This window comes from Paenibacillus sp. VTT E-133291 (assembly GCF_002264395.1).
GTDB lineage: Bacteria > Bacillota > Bacilli > Paenibacillales > Paenibacillaceae > Paenibacillus_AQ > Paenibacillus_AQ nitricinens.
Map to the genome: position 1 here is coordinate 114,052 of NZ_NFVA01000005.1, position 15,496 is coordinate 129,547.

At 44.7% G+C, this 15,496-nt stretch carries 11 protein-coding genes; 7 read left to right on the plus strand and 4 right to left on the minus strand.

All coding sequences use genetic code 11. The annotated features are described in order from the left end of the window. The first annotated feature begins 150 nt into the window (after positions 1 to 150). Complete coding sequence (locus CA598_RS03995) at positions 151 to 984, plus strand: helix-turn-helix transcriptional regulator (RefSeq protein WP_094875483.1); 834 nt, start codon at positions 151 to 153, stop codon at positions 982 to 984. 153 nt (positions 985 to 1,137) lie between these two features. On the opposite strand, the gene CA598_RS04000 is transcribed toward CA598_RS03995, so the two are convergent. Both CA598_RS04000 and CA598_RS04005 read right to left on the minus strand, forming a co-directional pair. After that, positions 1,138 to 3,291 carry an alpha-galactosidase gene (locus CA598_RS04000; RefSeq protein ID WP_094875484.1) on the minus strand — a complete coding sequence of 718 codons (2,154 nt, stop codon included), beginning with the start codon at positions 3,289 to 3,291 and terminating at the stop codon, positions 1,138 to 1,140. Between the two features lie 25 nt (positions 3,292 to 3,316). Further along, the gene (locus CA598_RS04005; RefSeq protein ID WP_094875486.1) at positions 3,317 to 5,869 is read right to left on the minus strand and encodes a beta-mannosidase; all 2,553 of its coding nucleotides are present in this window, start codon (positions 5,867 to 5,869) and stop codon (positions 3,317 to 3,319) included. A gap of 248 nt (positions 5,870 to 6,117) precedes the next feature. On the opposite strand from CA598_RS04005, the gene CA598_RS04010 reads away from it, so the two are divergent. The 6 genes from CA598_RS04010 (at position 6,118) to CA598_RS04035 (ending at position 13,442) form a co-directional block, all read left to right on the plus strand. After that, positions 6,118 to 7,470, plus strand: coding sequence for an ABC transporter substrate-binding protein (locus CA598_RS04010; RefSeq protein WP_094875487.1), 1,353 nt, complete (start codon positions 6,118 to 6,120; stop codon positions 7,468 to 7,470). A 107-nt stretch (positions 7,471 to 7,577) separates the two neighbouring features. Continuing rightward, positions 7,578 to 8,471 (plus strand): carbohydrate ABC transporter permease, encoded by an 894-nt coding sequence (locus CA598_RS04015; protein WP_094875489.1) that lies wholly within the window; start codon positions 7,578 to 7,580, stop codon positions 8,469 to 8,471. A gap of 2 nt (positions 8,472 to 8,473) precedes the next feature. After that, positions 8,474 to 9,307, plus strand: coding sequence for a carbohydrate ABC transporter permease (locus CA598_RS04020; RefSeq protein ID WP_094870749.1), 834 nt, complete (start codon positions 8,474 to 8,476; stop codon positions 9,305 to 9,307). A 30-nt stretch (positions 9,308 to 9,337) separates the two neighbouring features. Continuing rightward, positions 9,338 to 11,191 (plus strand): sensor histidine kinase, encoded by a 1,854-nt coding sequence (locus tag CA598_RS04025; protein ID WP_094875490.1) that lies wholly within the window; start codon positions 9,338 to 9,340, stop codon positions 11,189 to 11,191. Further along, positions 11,192 to 12,691 carry a response regulator gene (locus tag CA598_RS04030; RefSeq protein WP_094875492.1) on the plus strand — a complete coding sequence of 500 codons (1,500 nt, stop codon included), beginning with the start codon at positions 11,192 to 11,194 and terminating at the stop codon, positions 12,689 to 12,691. Continuing rightward, on the plus strand, positions 12,663 to 13,442 hold the full coding sequence (locus tag CA598_RS04035; RefSeq protein WP_094875493.1) for a spermidine synthase: 780 nt from the start codon (positions 12,663 to 12,665) through the stop codon (positions 13,440 to 13,442). The genes CA598_RS04030 and CA598_RS04035 overlap by 29 nt, the downstream gene beginning before the upstream one ends. Before the next feature lie 82 nt (positions 13,443 to 13,524). On the opposite strand, the gene CA598_RS04040 is transcribed toward CA598_RS04035, so the two are convergent. Further along, positions 13,525 to 14,412 carry a sugar phosphate isomerase/epimerase family protein gene (locus tag CA598_RS04040; RefSeq protein ID WP_094875495.1) on the minus strand — a complete coding sequence of 296 codons (888 nt, stop codon included), beginning with the start codon at positions 14,410 to 14,412 and terminating at the stop codon, positions 13,525 to 13,527. A 38-nt stretch (positions 14,413 to 14,450) separates the two neighbouring features. Further along, complete coding sequence (locus tag CA598_RS04045) at positions 14,451 to 15,479, minus strand: LacI family DNA-binding transcriptional regulator (RefSeq protein ID WP_218832579.1); 1,029 nt, start codon at positions 15,477 to 15,479, stop codon at positions 14,451 to 14,453. Between the last annotated feature and the right edge of the window lie 17 nt (positions 15,480 to 15,496).

A 15,496-nucleotide genomic window follows, 5' to 3' on the forward strand; every position in this document is an offset into this window, starting at 1 on the left:
AAATATGCTTTCATTATTTTATAATTCTATTGTAGTATCAGTGTTAATAAGGCTTATATAACAAAATATTGCGATCGTATAACGATCTTGCGTTAATTACCTTAATCCAACTAGCGCCCTGATGCGCGACAGAAATGAGTGCCATATAACATGAAGAAACAATGGTATTTGCCAACCCCAGCTTTTTCAAAATATGTCTGCTATCCTGAATTTTTAGGACATTACAGTCACTTTCCACAGCATACCGAGAGAAGAAGTGAAGGATTCCTGGAAAGCTATAACCTGCATTTAATCTTTGGTGGGGAGGGTTATGTATTCCATGAGGGCGAACGTATTCCGATGAGCAGAGGACGAGGGTTTCTTTACCCTAAAGGCGCCTATCAGCAGTACGGCTCAGATCCTGGGGAGCCTTGGGATGTTCGTTGGGTTCATTTTAGCACTCAAATTGTACTCCCCTTATTAGAAGAAGTGGACCAGTCTAGTGCATACCTGTTCACTTTTGATTTGGACGCTAAGCTGGATGAGCTATTCGAGGAAATGTATTTACTGAGCGCTTCCTATGTAACACGTAATGAGCCAAGACTATCCGCGCTTCTGTACGAGCTTCTAGTGAAATTGCTGCAGAACTCCGAACCGCTTCACGGCTCAGTACCACACGAGGTCAGGCAGTCTATCCGCAGTGCCGCAGATATCATTCATGTCGAATGTGCCCGCCCTTGGTCACTGGAGTCGATGGCAAGACTAACCGGGTACAGCAGCTATTATTTTCTACGGCTGTTCCGAATGGTTATGGGCAAAACACCAAACCGTTATTTAACGGATTGCCGACTGGCCAGAGCCAAGCTTCTACTGGTTTCTACTGGACTCTCCATTGCTCAGGTTGCAACTCAGTCCGGTTTTGCCCAGTCCAGCTATTTCATTAAAGTGTTCAGAACGTTCGAGGGGATGTCCCCCGTAAAGTACCGTCAGGCTTTTGGATCATAATTCCTTAAACGTTAAACGAGAAAAAACCGAACAACAATCAGAGAAAACCCTGAAGTTCGTTCGGCTCAAACAGAGGAAAAACATCATTTATACCAGCACAAAAAACAAGCCAAGAGCCGGGCTCATGGCTTGTTTCCTTTTGAAATAAATTATCTATTCCTGCACCTTCAATTTAAAGCATCCGCTAACATAATCCTGCTGAATATCCGGCAGTGCCAGTCCGACCTGCATTAGACGGTCGCCGCCGTAGACCTCACCGCTTGCCTCCAGAGTATAATTCAGCTCCGGATTCAAGCCATTCAGCTTCAAGCTGCGGCGTGGCGGGTGCGGCACAGCCATTACCCGGAAGTAATAGATGAGAGCTTCATGCTGATCGTCTGAGACGAACATCCATGCCGTCTCGTTACCCTCGAACGGGCTTTGCAGACGATACAGATTGCCCTGCTGAACAAGACTGCGGATCTGTTTATAGTTCGCAACCTGTTCCTTCACAAGCTCCTTCTCTTCGTCTGTAAACTTCGTAAGATCCAGCTCGTAACCAAAATTACCGGACATAGCTACATCTCCACGAAAGGACAGCGGGGTGATCCGTCCTACCTGATGATTCGGCACAGCGGACACATGCGCGCCTATGGAACTAACCGGATACACCAGACTTGTTCCGTACTGAATCTTAAGCCGTTCTACAGCATCAGTATCGTCACTGGTCCATGTCTGCGGCATATAATGTAGCATGCCTGGGTCGAAACGGCCACCACCACTACAGCAGCTCTCGAACAAAATATGTGGAAACTCTGAAGTTATTCGCTCCAATAGTTCATACAAACCTAGCACATAACGATGTGCAGTTTCCTCTTGGCGTTCAGGGGGTAATTCTGCAGAGCCGATCTCCGTTAAACAACGGTTCATATCCCATTTCACATAGCTAATCGGCACGGTAGTGAAAATTCGGCTTAACGATTCATAGATATACTGCCGTACATCTTCTCGCGTATAATCGAGCACAAGCTGCCAGCGGGCTTCACTACGGCGGCGTCCCGGCACATGCAGACACCAGTCGGGATGCATCCGGTAGAGCTCACTGTCTGGCGAGATCATTTCCGGTTCGAACCAGAGTCCGAACTGCAAGCCAAGATGGTTCACGCGCTTGGCGACATCAGACAACCCGCCTGGAAGCTTGCGCAGATCCTCCACCCAGTCTCCGAGAGAGGAGTTGTCAGCGTCTCTTTTGCCAAACCAGCCATCATCCAGCACGAATAATTCGATCCCAAGCTTCGCGCCTTCGGCCGCAATGGACTCCAGTTTGTCCGCATTGAAGTTGAAATAGGTGGCTTCCCAGTTATTGACCAAGATCGGTCGTTCCTTATCTCTATATATTCCTCTACACAAACGAGTCCGGTACAAGCGGTGATAGGTTCTCGACATTTCCCCGATCCCCTCGGATGAATACACCATAACTACCTCTGGGGTCTGGAAGTGCTCCCCAGGTTCCAGCAGCCAAGAGAAATCAAAAGCGTTCAGCCCCATCGTAAACCGTGTCATCCCAAAGGAATCGACCTCTGCCTCAGCTTCAAAGCCTCCACTGTATACAAGACTGAAGCCGTAGGCCTCTCCATGATTCTCATCCGTTTCAGGTTTCACCAGCGCAGCAAATGGATTTAACTGGTGGCTGCTCATCCCTCTGCGGCTACCAATGGTTGTACCACCTTGCACCAGACGTCTGCGAGTCAGATTACCTTCTCTTGACCAAGCCCCTGCCAAATAGATCATATCCATTTCTCCAGACGAGAAATCCACACTCGCACTCCATGCACGCTGTAATTGCAGTTGTGTTTCTCCATCATTTGCAAACTCGACCGAGCGGGTAATTACGTTGGAATGCTCATATATGGTATATCGTAAAATAACAGTTAGCTTGGCATAATCATCCCTAAGCGTAAGCTCTAGCGTCTGTGCTTCTTGGCCAGACTCTACATATACTGAAGGCAGCCCGGTAAGTGCTGGTTTCCCCTCCATTACGCGATACCCACTGTATTTCAATTCCGTGATACGAGTGCCGTCTTCAAGCCGAACCTGATAAGCAGGTGTTCTGAAATCTCCCGTGCCGTATTGTGGATATTCCTGCGGCAGTCGGTCAAGTCCCGTATTTCCTCCCAGATTCAATAGGTCGTCCAAATTGCTGTCGCTACGCAGCTTTTTGCCCCAATACACATGTGCCGGATAATCATTGACCAGCTGAAGAATATAACTCATCCCCGCACTTTGTAAATGGAATAATCCCTTATCTTCCTGAATTGAAATCCCCATGCGATAGTCCTTCTCTCCTTAAGATTTACAGTAAATCTTCGCTCACAAAATCAACCATCGATTGAACCTTTAATCCCTTAGGAATAGCTGGAGTCCAGTCCCTTCCATCGCCCCCACGCTGAGAGAATGCTATCGTCTTGGACTGCCCTGGAAGAAGATCAAAGTAATTGTCAGAGAATATTCCTTCATCTTCTGAGGTCAGATATACGCCTCTAGCTAATACATCACTTGTCACAGTGAAGCTTAGACCTCCGCTATCTGGAGTTTCCATTATGTTAATTACTGACCGCTGCAACCGAATTTCTTTTTCCGGGACAAAATAGTGCACCTTTCGATCTATCATCTCGCCATCAGCCTGCAAGCTGATCTCAAGCAACACATCGTTCGATCCATGACCTTCTAGTAGTTCCGCCACTGGAGACGAGAATACGATAGCCGCAGAATCAGCTCCCAACTCAACTGAATGTGTCCACTCTTGTACTAGGGAACCGTTAAACTGATACAATTTAAGCACCAAATCAGCGATAACCGCTGTTCTTAAATCAGATACGACATGAACGTCAATCCGCTCACGGTCTGTACCGTCAATAGACAACAGAACATCTTGAAAGCTTGAGCGCACGGTATATTGCAATGCCTTCCAGCGTCCGTTGTAATCCATCCCCGCCCATGAAGCGACTGGCCAGCAATCATTCATCTGCCAGTATAAAGTACCCATACAATAAGGTTTATTTCTTCTGTGACTTTCAATCGCGATTCGAATCGCTTCAGCCTGCAGGATTTGACTCATATACAGAAATGATTTAAAATCCTTCGGCTGCGGCAGATACATATCCATGTATTCCTTGATCAGCAGATTCCCGCGTCCATTCTTCTGATGAGCCAGCATCACCTCTGAAGTAAGCTCCAAATCCTGCTCTTCAGCATAGCTCATTACGGTCTTCAGTTCCGGGAACGATTGGAATCCGTATTCACTCATAAAGCGGCCAACCTTGGTATTATAATTCTCAAAAGGCTCAATCCCGTGCCACACGCCCCAGTAATGCACATCCCCATCGCCCACAATCCGTGTCGTATGTTGATTCATATCTCCAGTCAAATTCCGCATTGGCGAAGACGGCCAATAGTCCACACCTGGATGGAATGCGGCTACAGCCTTCGGTAGAATCCGGTGGAATATTTCCTCATAATCAGCCCACATGGTAGCTCTTTGCTCAGCACTGAGTTTTTCTTTCCAGCCCCAGCCCATATTTTCCTCGAACTGTGACCAGGCCGAATCAATCTCGTTATTACCACACCATAAGGCGATGCAAGGATGATTGCGCAATCTTTTAATGTTATACTCCGCTTCTTTCTTCACATTCGCAAGGAACGCTTCATCCCCCGGATACATGCTGCAAGCGAACATGAAGTCCTGCCAGACCAACAGCCCGTATTCATCACAGAGCCTGTAAAATATCTCCTCTTCATAAAAACCGCCACCCCACACTCGCAGCATATTCATGTTTGATTCTGCAGCCGTGGCAATTTCATGCCGATAACGCTCTTCGGTTACTTCTGTGATGAAGCTGTCATTCGGAATATGATTGGCACCTTTAGCGAAGACCGGCACCCCATTCAGTACAAAAGAAAATGAAGTCCCTTTCGCATCATGCTCCCGAATCAATTGAATGCTACGAAGCCCGGTTCTTACGCTTTTGCTAACTTCAACTTCCGTATCTTGCAGCAACTCCGCTTGGAATGTATATAAATTAGGCTCGCCTAGTCCTCTACACCACCAGAGCTGCGGCTGATCTACCACGATATCCATCTCTATTAGCTGCTTTCCACTTTTTAAGGAAACCGCTTTCATTGACTCTAATCCATCAGCACTCATTCGCAGCATTCCCTGCCATGCCGCAGGAGCATCCACTTCAATCATTGCGGTTAAATGAGCCTCTTCCTTTGTGATCACATTTTGGCGGATATGGAGATCTGTGATTTGAACTGTGTTACGCCCCTCAAGAGAGGCCCCACGCCAAATTCCACTGGTCAAAAAACGCGGACCCCAATCCCAACCGTAATGATAAGGCGCTTTGCGGGCAAAAACGCTAATCCGCTGTTCCTCTAGTCCCCCAAGCTCGGATTGATCATTCGGTGCAGGTAACGCATATCCCAGTTTCGCTAGCTTAGGCAGATCCTCTTTAACTACAGAGCGGAATCTCACTCGTATATGGTTTTCACCAATCTTCAACTGATCTTTAACATCCACTCTCCACGCCAAAAACATATTGTCTGCTGCGAGCACATGTACATTATTCACATACACGTCAGCATAGGTATCAAGACCTTCAAAAATCAGTTCTGTGCAAGTAAGCTCCAACCACTCTTCACCCAGCTGCAAAGTGGTTTGATATTCCCAATCCTTCTTATCAATCCACTGTAGGTTATGTTCATTTGTTCCATAGAAGGGATCCTCAATCTTTCCGTTCTTCAATAAATCCGTATGGACCGTGCCTGGCACAGTAGCCGGAAGCCACTCCTCGTCACCACAGCTTCTAAATTCCCACTTCGCAAGCTTCATCTCAAGATGTTTCATGGTACCCTCCTAAAAGTGTTGTAGAGCATATGCATCTTTCAAAATAGCATACCTTTTCTAGTATTTCATTGAATTCGATTGGCATTCTTAGTATTTTGTTATCCATTAGTTAGGAATACATTAATTATAATCGTTCAAACAAAACAAATAAAGACAATAAATAATAATACAATACATTTCTAAACGCTTTATTTAAAGCTATAATGTTCATGTAAACGCTAACAAAATAATGAAAAGGGGATTATGTTATGAGAAATAAGTTATTTTCGTTATCTTTTGTTATGATTATGGTTTTATCATCAACGCTGGCTGGCTGCGGCTCGAACAATGGAAACAGCACCAATAACGGGGCTTCTGCAACCGATAAGCCTGCAGCAACGAATACAGAGAATACAAGCGGAGATTCAACAAACAACGCAACAGCCGAGCCTGCAGCAGGAGCTGATATTAGCGGAAAAATCACCTTCCTGACTAACAGAACAGACATGATTGGCAAAGAATACGATGAATATTTAAAGCGCTTTAATGAAAAATACCCGAATATCAAAGTCGAATTCGAAGCTTCCCAGACCGACTATAATCAACAGGCTAAAGTCAGAATGGCCAGCGGCGAGCTTCCAGATGTTATGTTCATTCCTACCATTCCTAACTCCGACCTGCCGAAATACTTCGCTTCACTGGATGACCTCGGTCTGAACGATCAAATCACCTTTAAAGACTTCAAATCCTTTGATGGCAAGCTGTACGGAATTACCACAGGGAACTCGACATCCGGAATTGTTTATAACAAAAAAGCATTTACAGATGCTGGCATCACAGAAACACCTAAAACTTGGGATGAATTCCTGGCTGCCTGCGAAAAGCTGAAAGCAAAAGGTGTCATTCCACTGTCCTCTAACTTCAAAGATAAATGGCCACTCGGTACTTGGGCTTATGACACTCCACGCCTAATTGCAGGCAACCCTGACTTCCCTAATGAGAAGCTGAACTCTGAGACACCATTCACTTTAGACAATGGTTACGGGAAAGCTTTTAGTCTGCTGAGAGAACTGAACGAAAAAGGCTATCTGGAAAAAGACATCAACTCCACCAACTGGGAGCAATCGAAAAAAGACATCGCTTCTGGTAAGTTCGCCATGTACTATCTCGGCAACTGGGTCATTAACCAAGTTATTGGAGTAGGAGCTCCTTCAGACGATGTTGGCTTCTTCCCATTCCCTTATGACAATTCAGGTAAACCTTCCGCTACTCTTAGCCCAGACTTCTTCTATGCTGTTGCTAAAAACAGTAAAAATTTAGAAGCTGCCAAAGCTTTTGTAAAATGGATGATTGAGGATTCCGGCTATGAGGACTTTGCGGGCTTTATCTCCCCACTAAAAGGAAAAGAATCTAATCTGGCTCAGCTAAAAGAATTCCAAGCTACCGGAGTAGAGCTAGTAGAGGGAACTGTTGACGATGCGAAGGTTACAGAAATCGGCAACAAAGCACAACTGGATCTCCCTGCTGTTGTCCAGGAATTTGTGCTTGCCAAAGATCCACAAACTGTATTAGACAAATGGAATAAAGCCTGGGCTAAAGCTAAAAAAGATCTCGGCTATTAATACAAGCTTTTGACCAGAAGTACACCACGGCGCAAAATGGATTATCGCCCTTACGGATAGTCCATTTTGCCTTTCCATACCAAGCTTTTATGAAAGAAGGGCTAGCGATGTTCGGAACACTTTCCTATAACAAACAAAAAACGATAATCATCGTATCATTCCTTACGATCCCATTGTTGCTCCTTGCGACGTTTACGTATTATCCAGCGCTTAAGCTGATCTATTACAGCTTCACCAACTGGGATGGCTATAGCCCTGAGAAACCATGGGTCGGACTTGCTAATTACCGTGAGGTCTTCTCTAATCCTGATATTTTCAAAGTATTTACACATAACTTTGCATACTTCGCTATGGGAATTGTTCAGAACATAGTCGCCATTTATTTTGCAGTTGTTCTGAATAGTAAGCTCAAAGGGAAAAATGCATTCCGAATCTTACTTTTCCTTCCTTACATTATGAACGGAGTTGCCGTTGCTTTTATGTTTGGTTATGTCTTTGACACTACTAACGGCTCTCTGAACATGTTCTTGAACAGCATCGGTCTAACCGGATTAGGGCAGACCAGCTGGCTTGGAACAGAAGGACTGGTCAACTACTCTCTGGCATCCACAGGGTTTTGGCGTTTCATGGGTTATAACATGGTCATCTACATCGCCTCCTTGCAGGCTATACCAAACGATATCTATGAGGCTTCAAAGATTGATGGTGCCGGGTCCTTCCAAACCCTTTGGAGAATTACTTTACCGAATATGAAGCCAGTCATTCAGCTTAACTTATTTCTTACCGTCACAGGAGCACTGGAAGTATTTGATCTCCCGTTCGTATTGACCAAGGGTGGTCCTGCGGGCGCCAGCGAAACTTACGTACAAAAAGTAGTAGACACTGCATTTGCTTACAACAACTATGGTCTCGCTTCTGCCATGAGTATCATCTTGCTCTTCTTTGTCGTCATCGTACTATTAGTACAGCAACTAGTTCTTAGCCGGGGAGGAGACAAATAGACATGACAAACTCCAAATTCCGCTTTACAGATGTTATTAAATACTTCTCGCTAATCATCGGCATATTTGTCGTGCTCTTTCCTCCTTATGTAGTTATCGTAAACGCCTTCAAATCAACTGATGAATTTAACAGTAGTAGCTCCATGGCGTTGCCAACAAGCTTTTTAAACTTTGATAATTTCATTGCAGTCTTCCAGCGTGGAGGTTTACTTAACGGCTTTGGTAACGTGTTAATTATTATTGCTGTTACTTTAATTCTGAACATTCTATTTGGAACTATGGTAGCATTTGTACTGGGACGCTTCTCTTTTAAATTAAAACCTGTTGTCTTCGGTGCCTATCTAATAGCTACTATCATTCCTAGCATCACGACACAAGTAGCGACTTTTGGAATCATCAAAAGCATGGGGCTTTATAATACACTCGGCGCCCCTATCGTGCTATACATCGGAGCAGATGTGATTCAAATTATTCTTTATTTGCAATTCATCCGTAACATTCCCGTGGATCTCGATGAGAACGCGATGGTAGAAGGTGCCTCTCTTTTTAAAATCTATCGCTCGATTATTTTTCCATTATTGACGCCGGCTACGGCTACTTTGATTATTTTGAAGACGATTAGTATCTATAATGACATGTACATCCCTTATCTATATATGCCAAAACAAAGCCTGGGTGTAGTTACGACGATCCTGATGCGTTTTCAAGGGGTCAATTCGGGAGAATGGAATTTGATCTGTGCGGCCATTCTGCTCATCCTGCTCCCAACAATAATTCTATATTTCTTCCTACAACGTTACATCTTTGAAGGCGTAACCAGTGGCGCAGTTAAATAAGGAAGTTGACTTTAAGAAAGGACAACGCAAATGGTATCATTCATCCGGCTAGCCTTACGAAAAATGTGGTTGTTCCTTGCCAATCTTCCGATGGAGCGAAAACTGATCGTCGTATTTGTCTTTCTGATCTCGCTTCCAATCACTTATGTTAGTTATTTGTCCTCCCGCTCCATGTTCAATTCTGTTCTTGTGAATGCAACGGAAAGCGCGAACCAAATGACATCGAATGCCTCTGATACCATTGACCGTTATGTCGCCGATCTAAAAAGATACACAGCGCTACCGCTGTATAACACCGATGTACAATTCTACCTCACTCAGCAAAATACCGACTGGGATAAAAGTACTGGCATGGCGATGTTCCTGAGCTACTTGAAGCATACGAAGGAAGAGATCATCGCCGTGTACATGGTGGATCAGTACGGTTCTGTTTTTTATGATAGAGTCCCCGGAATCCACGAGCTGTACCCTGAAGAACGACTAGCCGAATGGAGAACCTTAAGTGATGAAGCTGGAGCCGCTCCTGTCATTCAAGGCAGACATACGATTCGTATAAACTCCAATGCCCATAGAGAGGTTTTCAGTGTACTTCGCACCATTAATTCTGTAAGCACGCTAGATCATATAGGAATTCTCGTATTTGATGTAGACATCAACTTGTTTAACGGGATTATTGATCCCGTAAACGCAGTTACACAAGGCAACACATTAATTGTAGATAATAACGGAGAACTGATCTATGACAGTGAAGACGCCTCAGACTCGATGCAAACCGGCGGGGAACAAAGACTGAACACGCAGCTTTTGCTGCAGCATGTGAATCAGCAACAGGATCATTTTCAAATAGAAATGAATGGACAATCTTATCTTGCAGTGTATAGCGTCTCGAAACAGACAGGTTGGACGACTATGGTTACGATTCCTTTGGCCCGTATCCTGTCACCTGTACAGAAGAATCGCAATGCTCTTATATTAACTACACTGATCATTATTGCTTTTGCACTTTGCGTTGCCACGTTCATCTCACATGCGCTGACTAAACCCCTTAAATCTTTGGTCCGTCTAATGAAACGGGTACAGCACGGTAATCTGGATGTCTGGCAGCACTCCAAATATAATGATGAGATTGGAATGCTTGGCAGTCATTTTAATCGAATGATCATTAGGGTCAAGGATCTGCTACAGGAAGTATCCCTCACCGAGAAGCGTAAGCAGAAGGCTGATATGAGGGCACTTCAGAATCAGATCAATCCCCATTTTATTTATAATACGCTAGAGTCTATCCGTATGCTGGCAGAGAGCAATGATGACCCCCGTGTAGCGAAGCTCACCTATTTACTTGGACTTCAGATGCGTTACAGTATTGTCCGAAGCGAAGAAGCCGTTACGATCAGACAAGAGCTGGATCATGTTCGAAATTATTATCATCTGCTACAAATCCGGTTTCCAGATAAGTTCAATCTACACATTGATGTGCCAGAGAAATTTCTACATCTTCCTGTAATCAAGCTTGTCTTCCAACCCATTGTGGAGAACGCAGTTTTTCATGGCTTAGATCAAAAAGTAGGTCTCGGCACCTTAACCATCACCGCATGGAGTGAGCAAGGAAATGTCGTATTCTGTGTAGAAGATGATGGCATCGGTATGGATGCTGCCACCCTTCGTTCCTTAAATCATAGTCTGCAAAGTGGGAATGAAAGTGAAATGTTTGGAATTGGTCTACGAAATGTGAATGAGAGAATCCGTCTGCATTACGGCAGCTCATTCGGGCTCCTTGTAGAGAGTAAGCTCGGAGTAGGTACTCGTGTTACACTGCGCATTGAGGACATTCCCTTCACTACTCATAGTGAAGATGATATGAATTACGGAGAGGAGATGCTCTGATTGCTGCGTATTGCAATTGTTGACGATGAAATCCTGATCCGCGAAGGTCTGGCCCGAATGATCAGCAAAGAAAGTACTGAATTTCTGGTCATCGGCACCTACTCCGATGGGAAACATCTACTTGACGAGTTACCTTCGCTTCAGCTTGATGTTGTGATTACTGACATTCGTATGCCGCAAATTAACGGCTTGGAATTAATTAAACAATTAAAAGCCAGTCACCCGCAAATCCGCTCCATTCTAATGAGTGGATTTGTTGAATTTAATTATGCCAGAGAAGCCATACGCAGCTCTGCAGTAGACTACTTATTAAAGCCCATCGATAAGGAGCAATTATTCGACCTGCTTTATCAATTGGAGAAAGAGCAGCAGTTCTCTCGTGACAAGGAGGTACGTCACCGTACCGGTCTCCTACTGACCCTTCTTCAAGTCGACGAGCCCCCATCCCCCTTGCTTTTGTCGAGCCTTACTTTGCCCCAGCCTTATTTCTCAGTCTTTGTGTTCAAAGGAAGATCAAGAGAACCCGTCTGTTTCTGTGTAGACAGTCTGCGGCAAGAGATGGCATTTAGTATCGACAGCTTAGAGATCCAAAATGGACTGCATGTCTGTATCCTGTATTCTACAAAACAACTCTCGGACAGCGATAGGAATGAAATCGGCGACAGGATTCGTATCTCTGCCAATGGTATGATACTGCATGTAGGTACTAGCAGTTCCTATAATGATACCGCCAAGCTCAGACAAGCGTATCAAGAGGCTAGGTTAGCCTGCAGTGTCGGAATCTATAACACTGACCGATTGCACTATGCTAATATTCAGAACATTCAGCAGCCTGAGATAAATATTCTCGAGCCTTTTAATGCGATCAAGGAACCATTAATCCATGATCTGCAGATCCTGAATATGGAGGGTGCTTTAGAACGCGTGCGTAACTTATTCTCAATGTTGAAATCACAACAAGCTGTGCCCGATCAAATTCTCCGTGTCTGTCGATGGGTTATTGAATCTGCGCAGAAAGAATTGCAAGAATTTGAGACCCTCTACAGAGGTGCACCCTATCTTGGACTGGATGAAAGCATTACTTCCAGTATGAGATTCAGTGAAGTTGAGCGTGTATTCACCGACCATTTTTCAAGCATTTTATTTGAAATCAGAGCCCATCGCCTAGAGATGTCCGGTACAGCTGTAGAAACCATAAAGCGCTGGATATCAGCCAACTATAATCAACATGCGGATCTGAACACCTTAGCGAATATGGTTTTTTTGACACCAAGCTATCTAAGCAAGCTGTTCAAACAAGAAACTGGACTTACATTAACGGACTACATCACGGAAATCCGGCTACGTAAAGCCAAGCATCTGCTCAAGAATGCTCCTGATCTAAAGATTCACGAGATTGGAGCAGAAGTTGGATATGGCGATCCTGCCTATTTCAATAAGCTTTTTAAACGTGTAGTCGGCGTTACACCCAATGAATATAAACGAATTTCTATCGTATAAGGAGCTTGATCACTTGCAATCACAGATTCACACGAGCAGCGATAATCATGAAATCACCGTCTATGACACCACAGAACTATACGGTGAACAAGGTGCGTTCCGCGTCATGCAGTTTTCCAATCAGGCCATTCAAGGTGCGATGGATCTCAATCACCCAGAACGAGTTGTGTTTGAATATCCGCGAGCCATCATTCACTTGATGAAATGCAATGCTCCCTCTTTCGAGGACGCCTTTCTTATTGGTCATGGGATTGGAACGATTGCCGGGTATTTTCTAGACAAGAGATTTAAAGTAGCTGAGCTAGACAGCGAAGTAGTCGAATTAAGCCGCCGCTATTTTGGATACATCCAAGATAACGTAGTGATCGGTGACGGACGTCAGATCCTTGAAGGTGAAGAAACACAGAAATATGATTACATCGTCTTGGATGCTTTCACCGCTGCGGGCACGCCGAGGCACTTAATCTCCAGTGAATTTTTCAACATCGCGCATTCAAAACTGAATACCGAAGGGTATCTCCTGATGAATCTGATGGGAAAAGGTGAAAATGATCCGCTCATTAATGCTATTTACACCACGCTCGCCGAACAATTTACCTATATTAAATCCTTTTCACTGCCTTCAGATGGGACTGCGGATATCAAAAACATCATTATTATAGGTGGATTTAAGCCTATCCGCTTTCAAGCTCGCCACATGGCAGGCTTTAATGAAATCCAGCTTGGGCAAGGCTATCTTATACGGGATTAAGCTAAGCATATAAAAATGACCTCATCCTCCACTTTACTGTGGGTTTTGAGGTCATTTTTGAGTTGTTACTATCTGATATCCTTTACACCGGATTTGGGACAAAACTGCCACCTCGGCAATACTTCAAATAATTTAGCGCATGTACCTGTCCAGTCATTTCTAGTTCACCCTGGTAGACAGGATCATGCCAGCCTTCAATATCAATTGTTCCCTTATAACCAGCTTGGCGCAGAATCGAGATGATATCCACCCAGTTCGTATCCCCGAAGCCAGGCGTCCGGTCCCAGACATAAGGCTTAGGTCCATGAATTCCGTATTCCTTGACGATATCCCAGGCAATAGTGGCATCCTTGCCATGTACATGGAACACCTTATTCACCCATTTGCGTAGCTGCGGAATCGGATCAATGAGACCTATCAGCTGGTGGCACGGTTCCCATTCCAGACCCAGATTGTCTGCTGGCACAGCATTGAACATTTTCTCCCAGGCTGAAGGATTGTGAGCGATATTCCACTCTCCCGCCTGCCAATTTCCACCCATAGCGCAATTTTCAAAAGCAATTCTTAAGCCACGATCGGCTGCCCTTTTGGACAATTCACTAAACACCTCTGCAAATCTCGGAATCGACTCGTCAATCGAAGAACCTGGAAGACGTCCGGTGAATCCTCCGATAATATCTGTGCCGAATAAATGGGCATGATCAATCAATCGCTCCCAACTGGCGAGTGTGTCAGCATTGTCGCCTGTTCCTGAAAGTGGATTGCCATAAATCCCAACAGAAGAGATGACAAAATCATGTTCAGCAGCCAGTTCCCTAAGTCGTGCAGCTGTTTCTACAAGATTGGTTTCACCTGTGGTCTGCCAAAAGTTCAGGTTAAAGGATTCAAAACCATGCTGAACGATTTGCGGAATCACGGTGACGGCCTCCCCGCCACGAACCAGAGTACCTATTCTCAATGTGTCTTGCATTTGGGTTACCACTCCAATGATAGCTTTTATAGTCAGTATTAAACCTTAAGTGTTTTGAGCATCTTGCAAGAGCCTCGCTTGAGCAATACCGCATCGTAGACAATATGCTGATGAACTGACCGTCCAGAAATTAGATCAAACAGAACGCCCACACTGGATAAAGCCATTTCTGTACCCGGTTGGCTGATCGTATCAAGTGAAGGATGAAAATATTCAGCCATTTCGATCCCGTCAAAGCCAATGATTGAAATATCATCCGGAATAGACAACCCCGCGGTAAGCACCGCTTTGGCAGCACCGATAGCAATCGTGTCGGAGGCTGCAAATATTGCGGTTACTCCCTTATTCCGTTTAAGCAATCTCCGCGCTGCATCAAATCCCGAGCTAGGACTATATTCACAATCCTCCACCAACTGTGGATCATAAGGCAGATTATGTTCTTCCAGTGCTTGTTTGTAGCCCAAATATCTCCGGTTTCCTGTTGTTTCATCCAATAAAGGGGACTTGGCTAGAAAACCGATATTCTCATGCCCAAGTGATATCAAGTAATTGGTGGCCTTATAAGCTTCCTTCAATTCATTAATGGTGACACTAGAAAAGATATCAGGGTCCACCTCTTGTGTAGAGGTGATCGTCGTCAGTACAAACGGAACCGTCAGCTGCTTGAACTTCTCTTCGGAATGATTGTAGGTTCCGCCCATGAAGATGATCCCGCATAGATTTTTTTCTTTGGTGAGCTGAATGGCAGCATTGATTTCATCCGTACCATCCTCTACCTGATGAATGAGAAAGGGATAACCACGCAGATTAGCCTGCCGCTCGATTTCTTTAATCATATTGGAGAAAAACGGATTGGTAATCCCCTTAACCATAAGTGCAATGTTCTTTGACTCTGTAGTTTTTAAATTTCTTGCATTGGAATTGGGAATGTAATTGTATTCCTTAACAACATTCAGAACCTTTTCCCGAGTAGCCTTACTCACCAGCCCCTTATTGTTGATGACCCTGGAGACCGTCGAGATGCCCACACCGGAAATCCGCGCGATATCCTTGATATTTACGTCCACTATACTCCCCCACTTAT

What these genes read in the sequence shown, in the direction of transcription:
- CA598_RS03995 (WP_094875483.1), top strand. Translation starts at nt 151, where the DNA reads ATGAAGAAACAATGGTATTTGCCAACCCCAGCTTTTTCAAAATATGTC.
- CA598_RS04000 (WP_094875484.1), bottom strand. Translation starts at nt 3,291, where the DNA reads ATGGGGATTTCAATTCAGGAAGATAAGGGATTATTCCATTTACAAAGT.
- CA598_RS04005 (WP_094875486.1), bottom strand. Translation starts at nt 5,869, where the DNA reads ATGAAACATCTTGAGATGAAGCTTGCGAAGTGGGAATTTAGAAGCTGT.
- CA598_RS04010 (WP_094875487.1), top strand. Translation starts at nt 6,118, where the DNA reads ATGAGAAATAAGTTATTTTCGTTATCTTTTGTTATGATTATGGTTTTA.
- CA598_RS04015 (WP_094875489.1), top strand. Translation starts at nt 7,578, where the DNA reads ATGTTCGGAACACTTTCCTATAACAAACAAAAAACGATAATCATCGTA.
- CA598_RS04020 (WP_094870749.1), top strand. Translation starts at nt 8,474, where the DNA reads ATGACAAACTCCAAATTCCGCTTTACAGATGTTATTAAATACTTCTCG.
- CA598_RS04025 (WP_094875490.1), top strand. Translation starts at nt 9,338, where the DNA reads ATGGTATCATTCATCCGGCTAGCCTTACGAAAAATGTGGTTGTTCCTT.
- CA598_RS04035 (WP_094875493.1), top strand. Translation starts at nt 12,663, where the DNA reads ATGAATATAAACGAATTTCTATCGTATAAGGAGCTTGATCACTTGCAA.
- CA598_RS04040 (WP_094875495.1), bottom strand. Translation starts at nt 14,412, where the DNA reads ATGCAAGACACATTGAGAATAGGTACTCTGGTTCGTGGCGGGGAGGCC.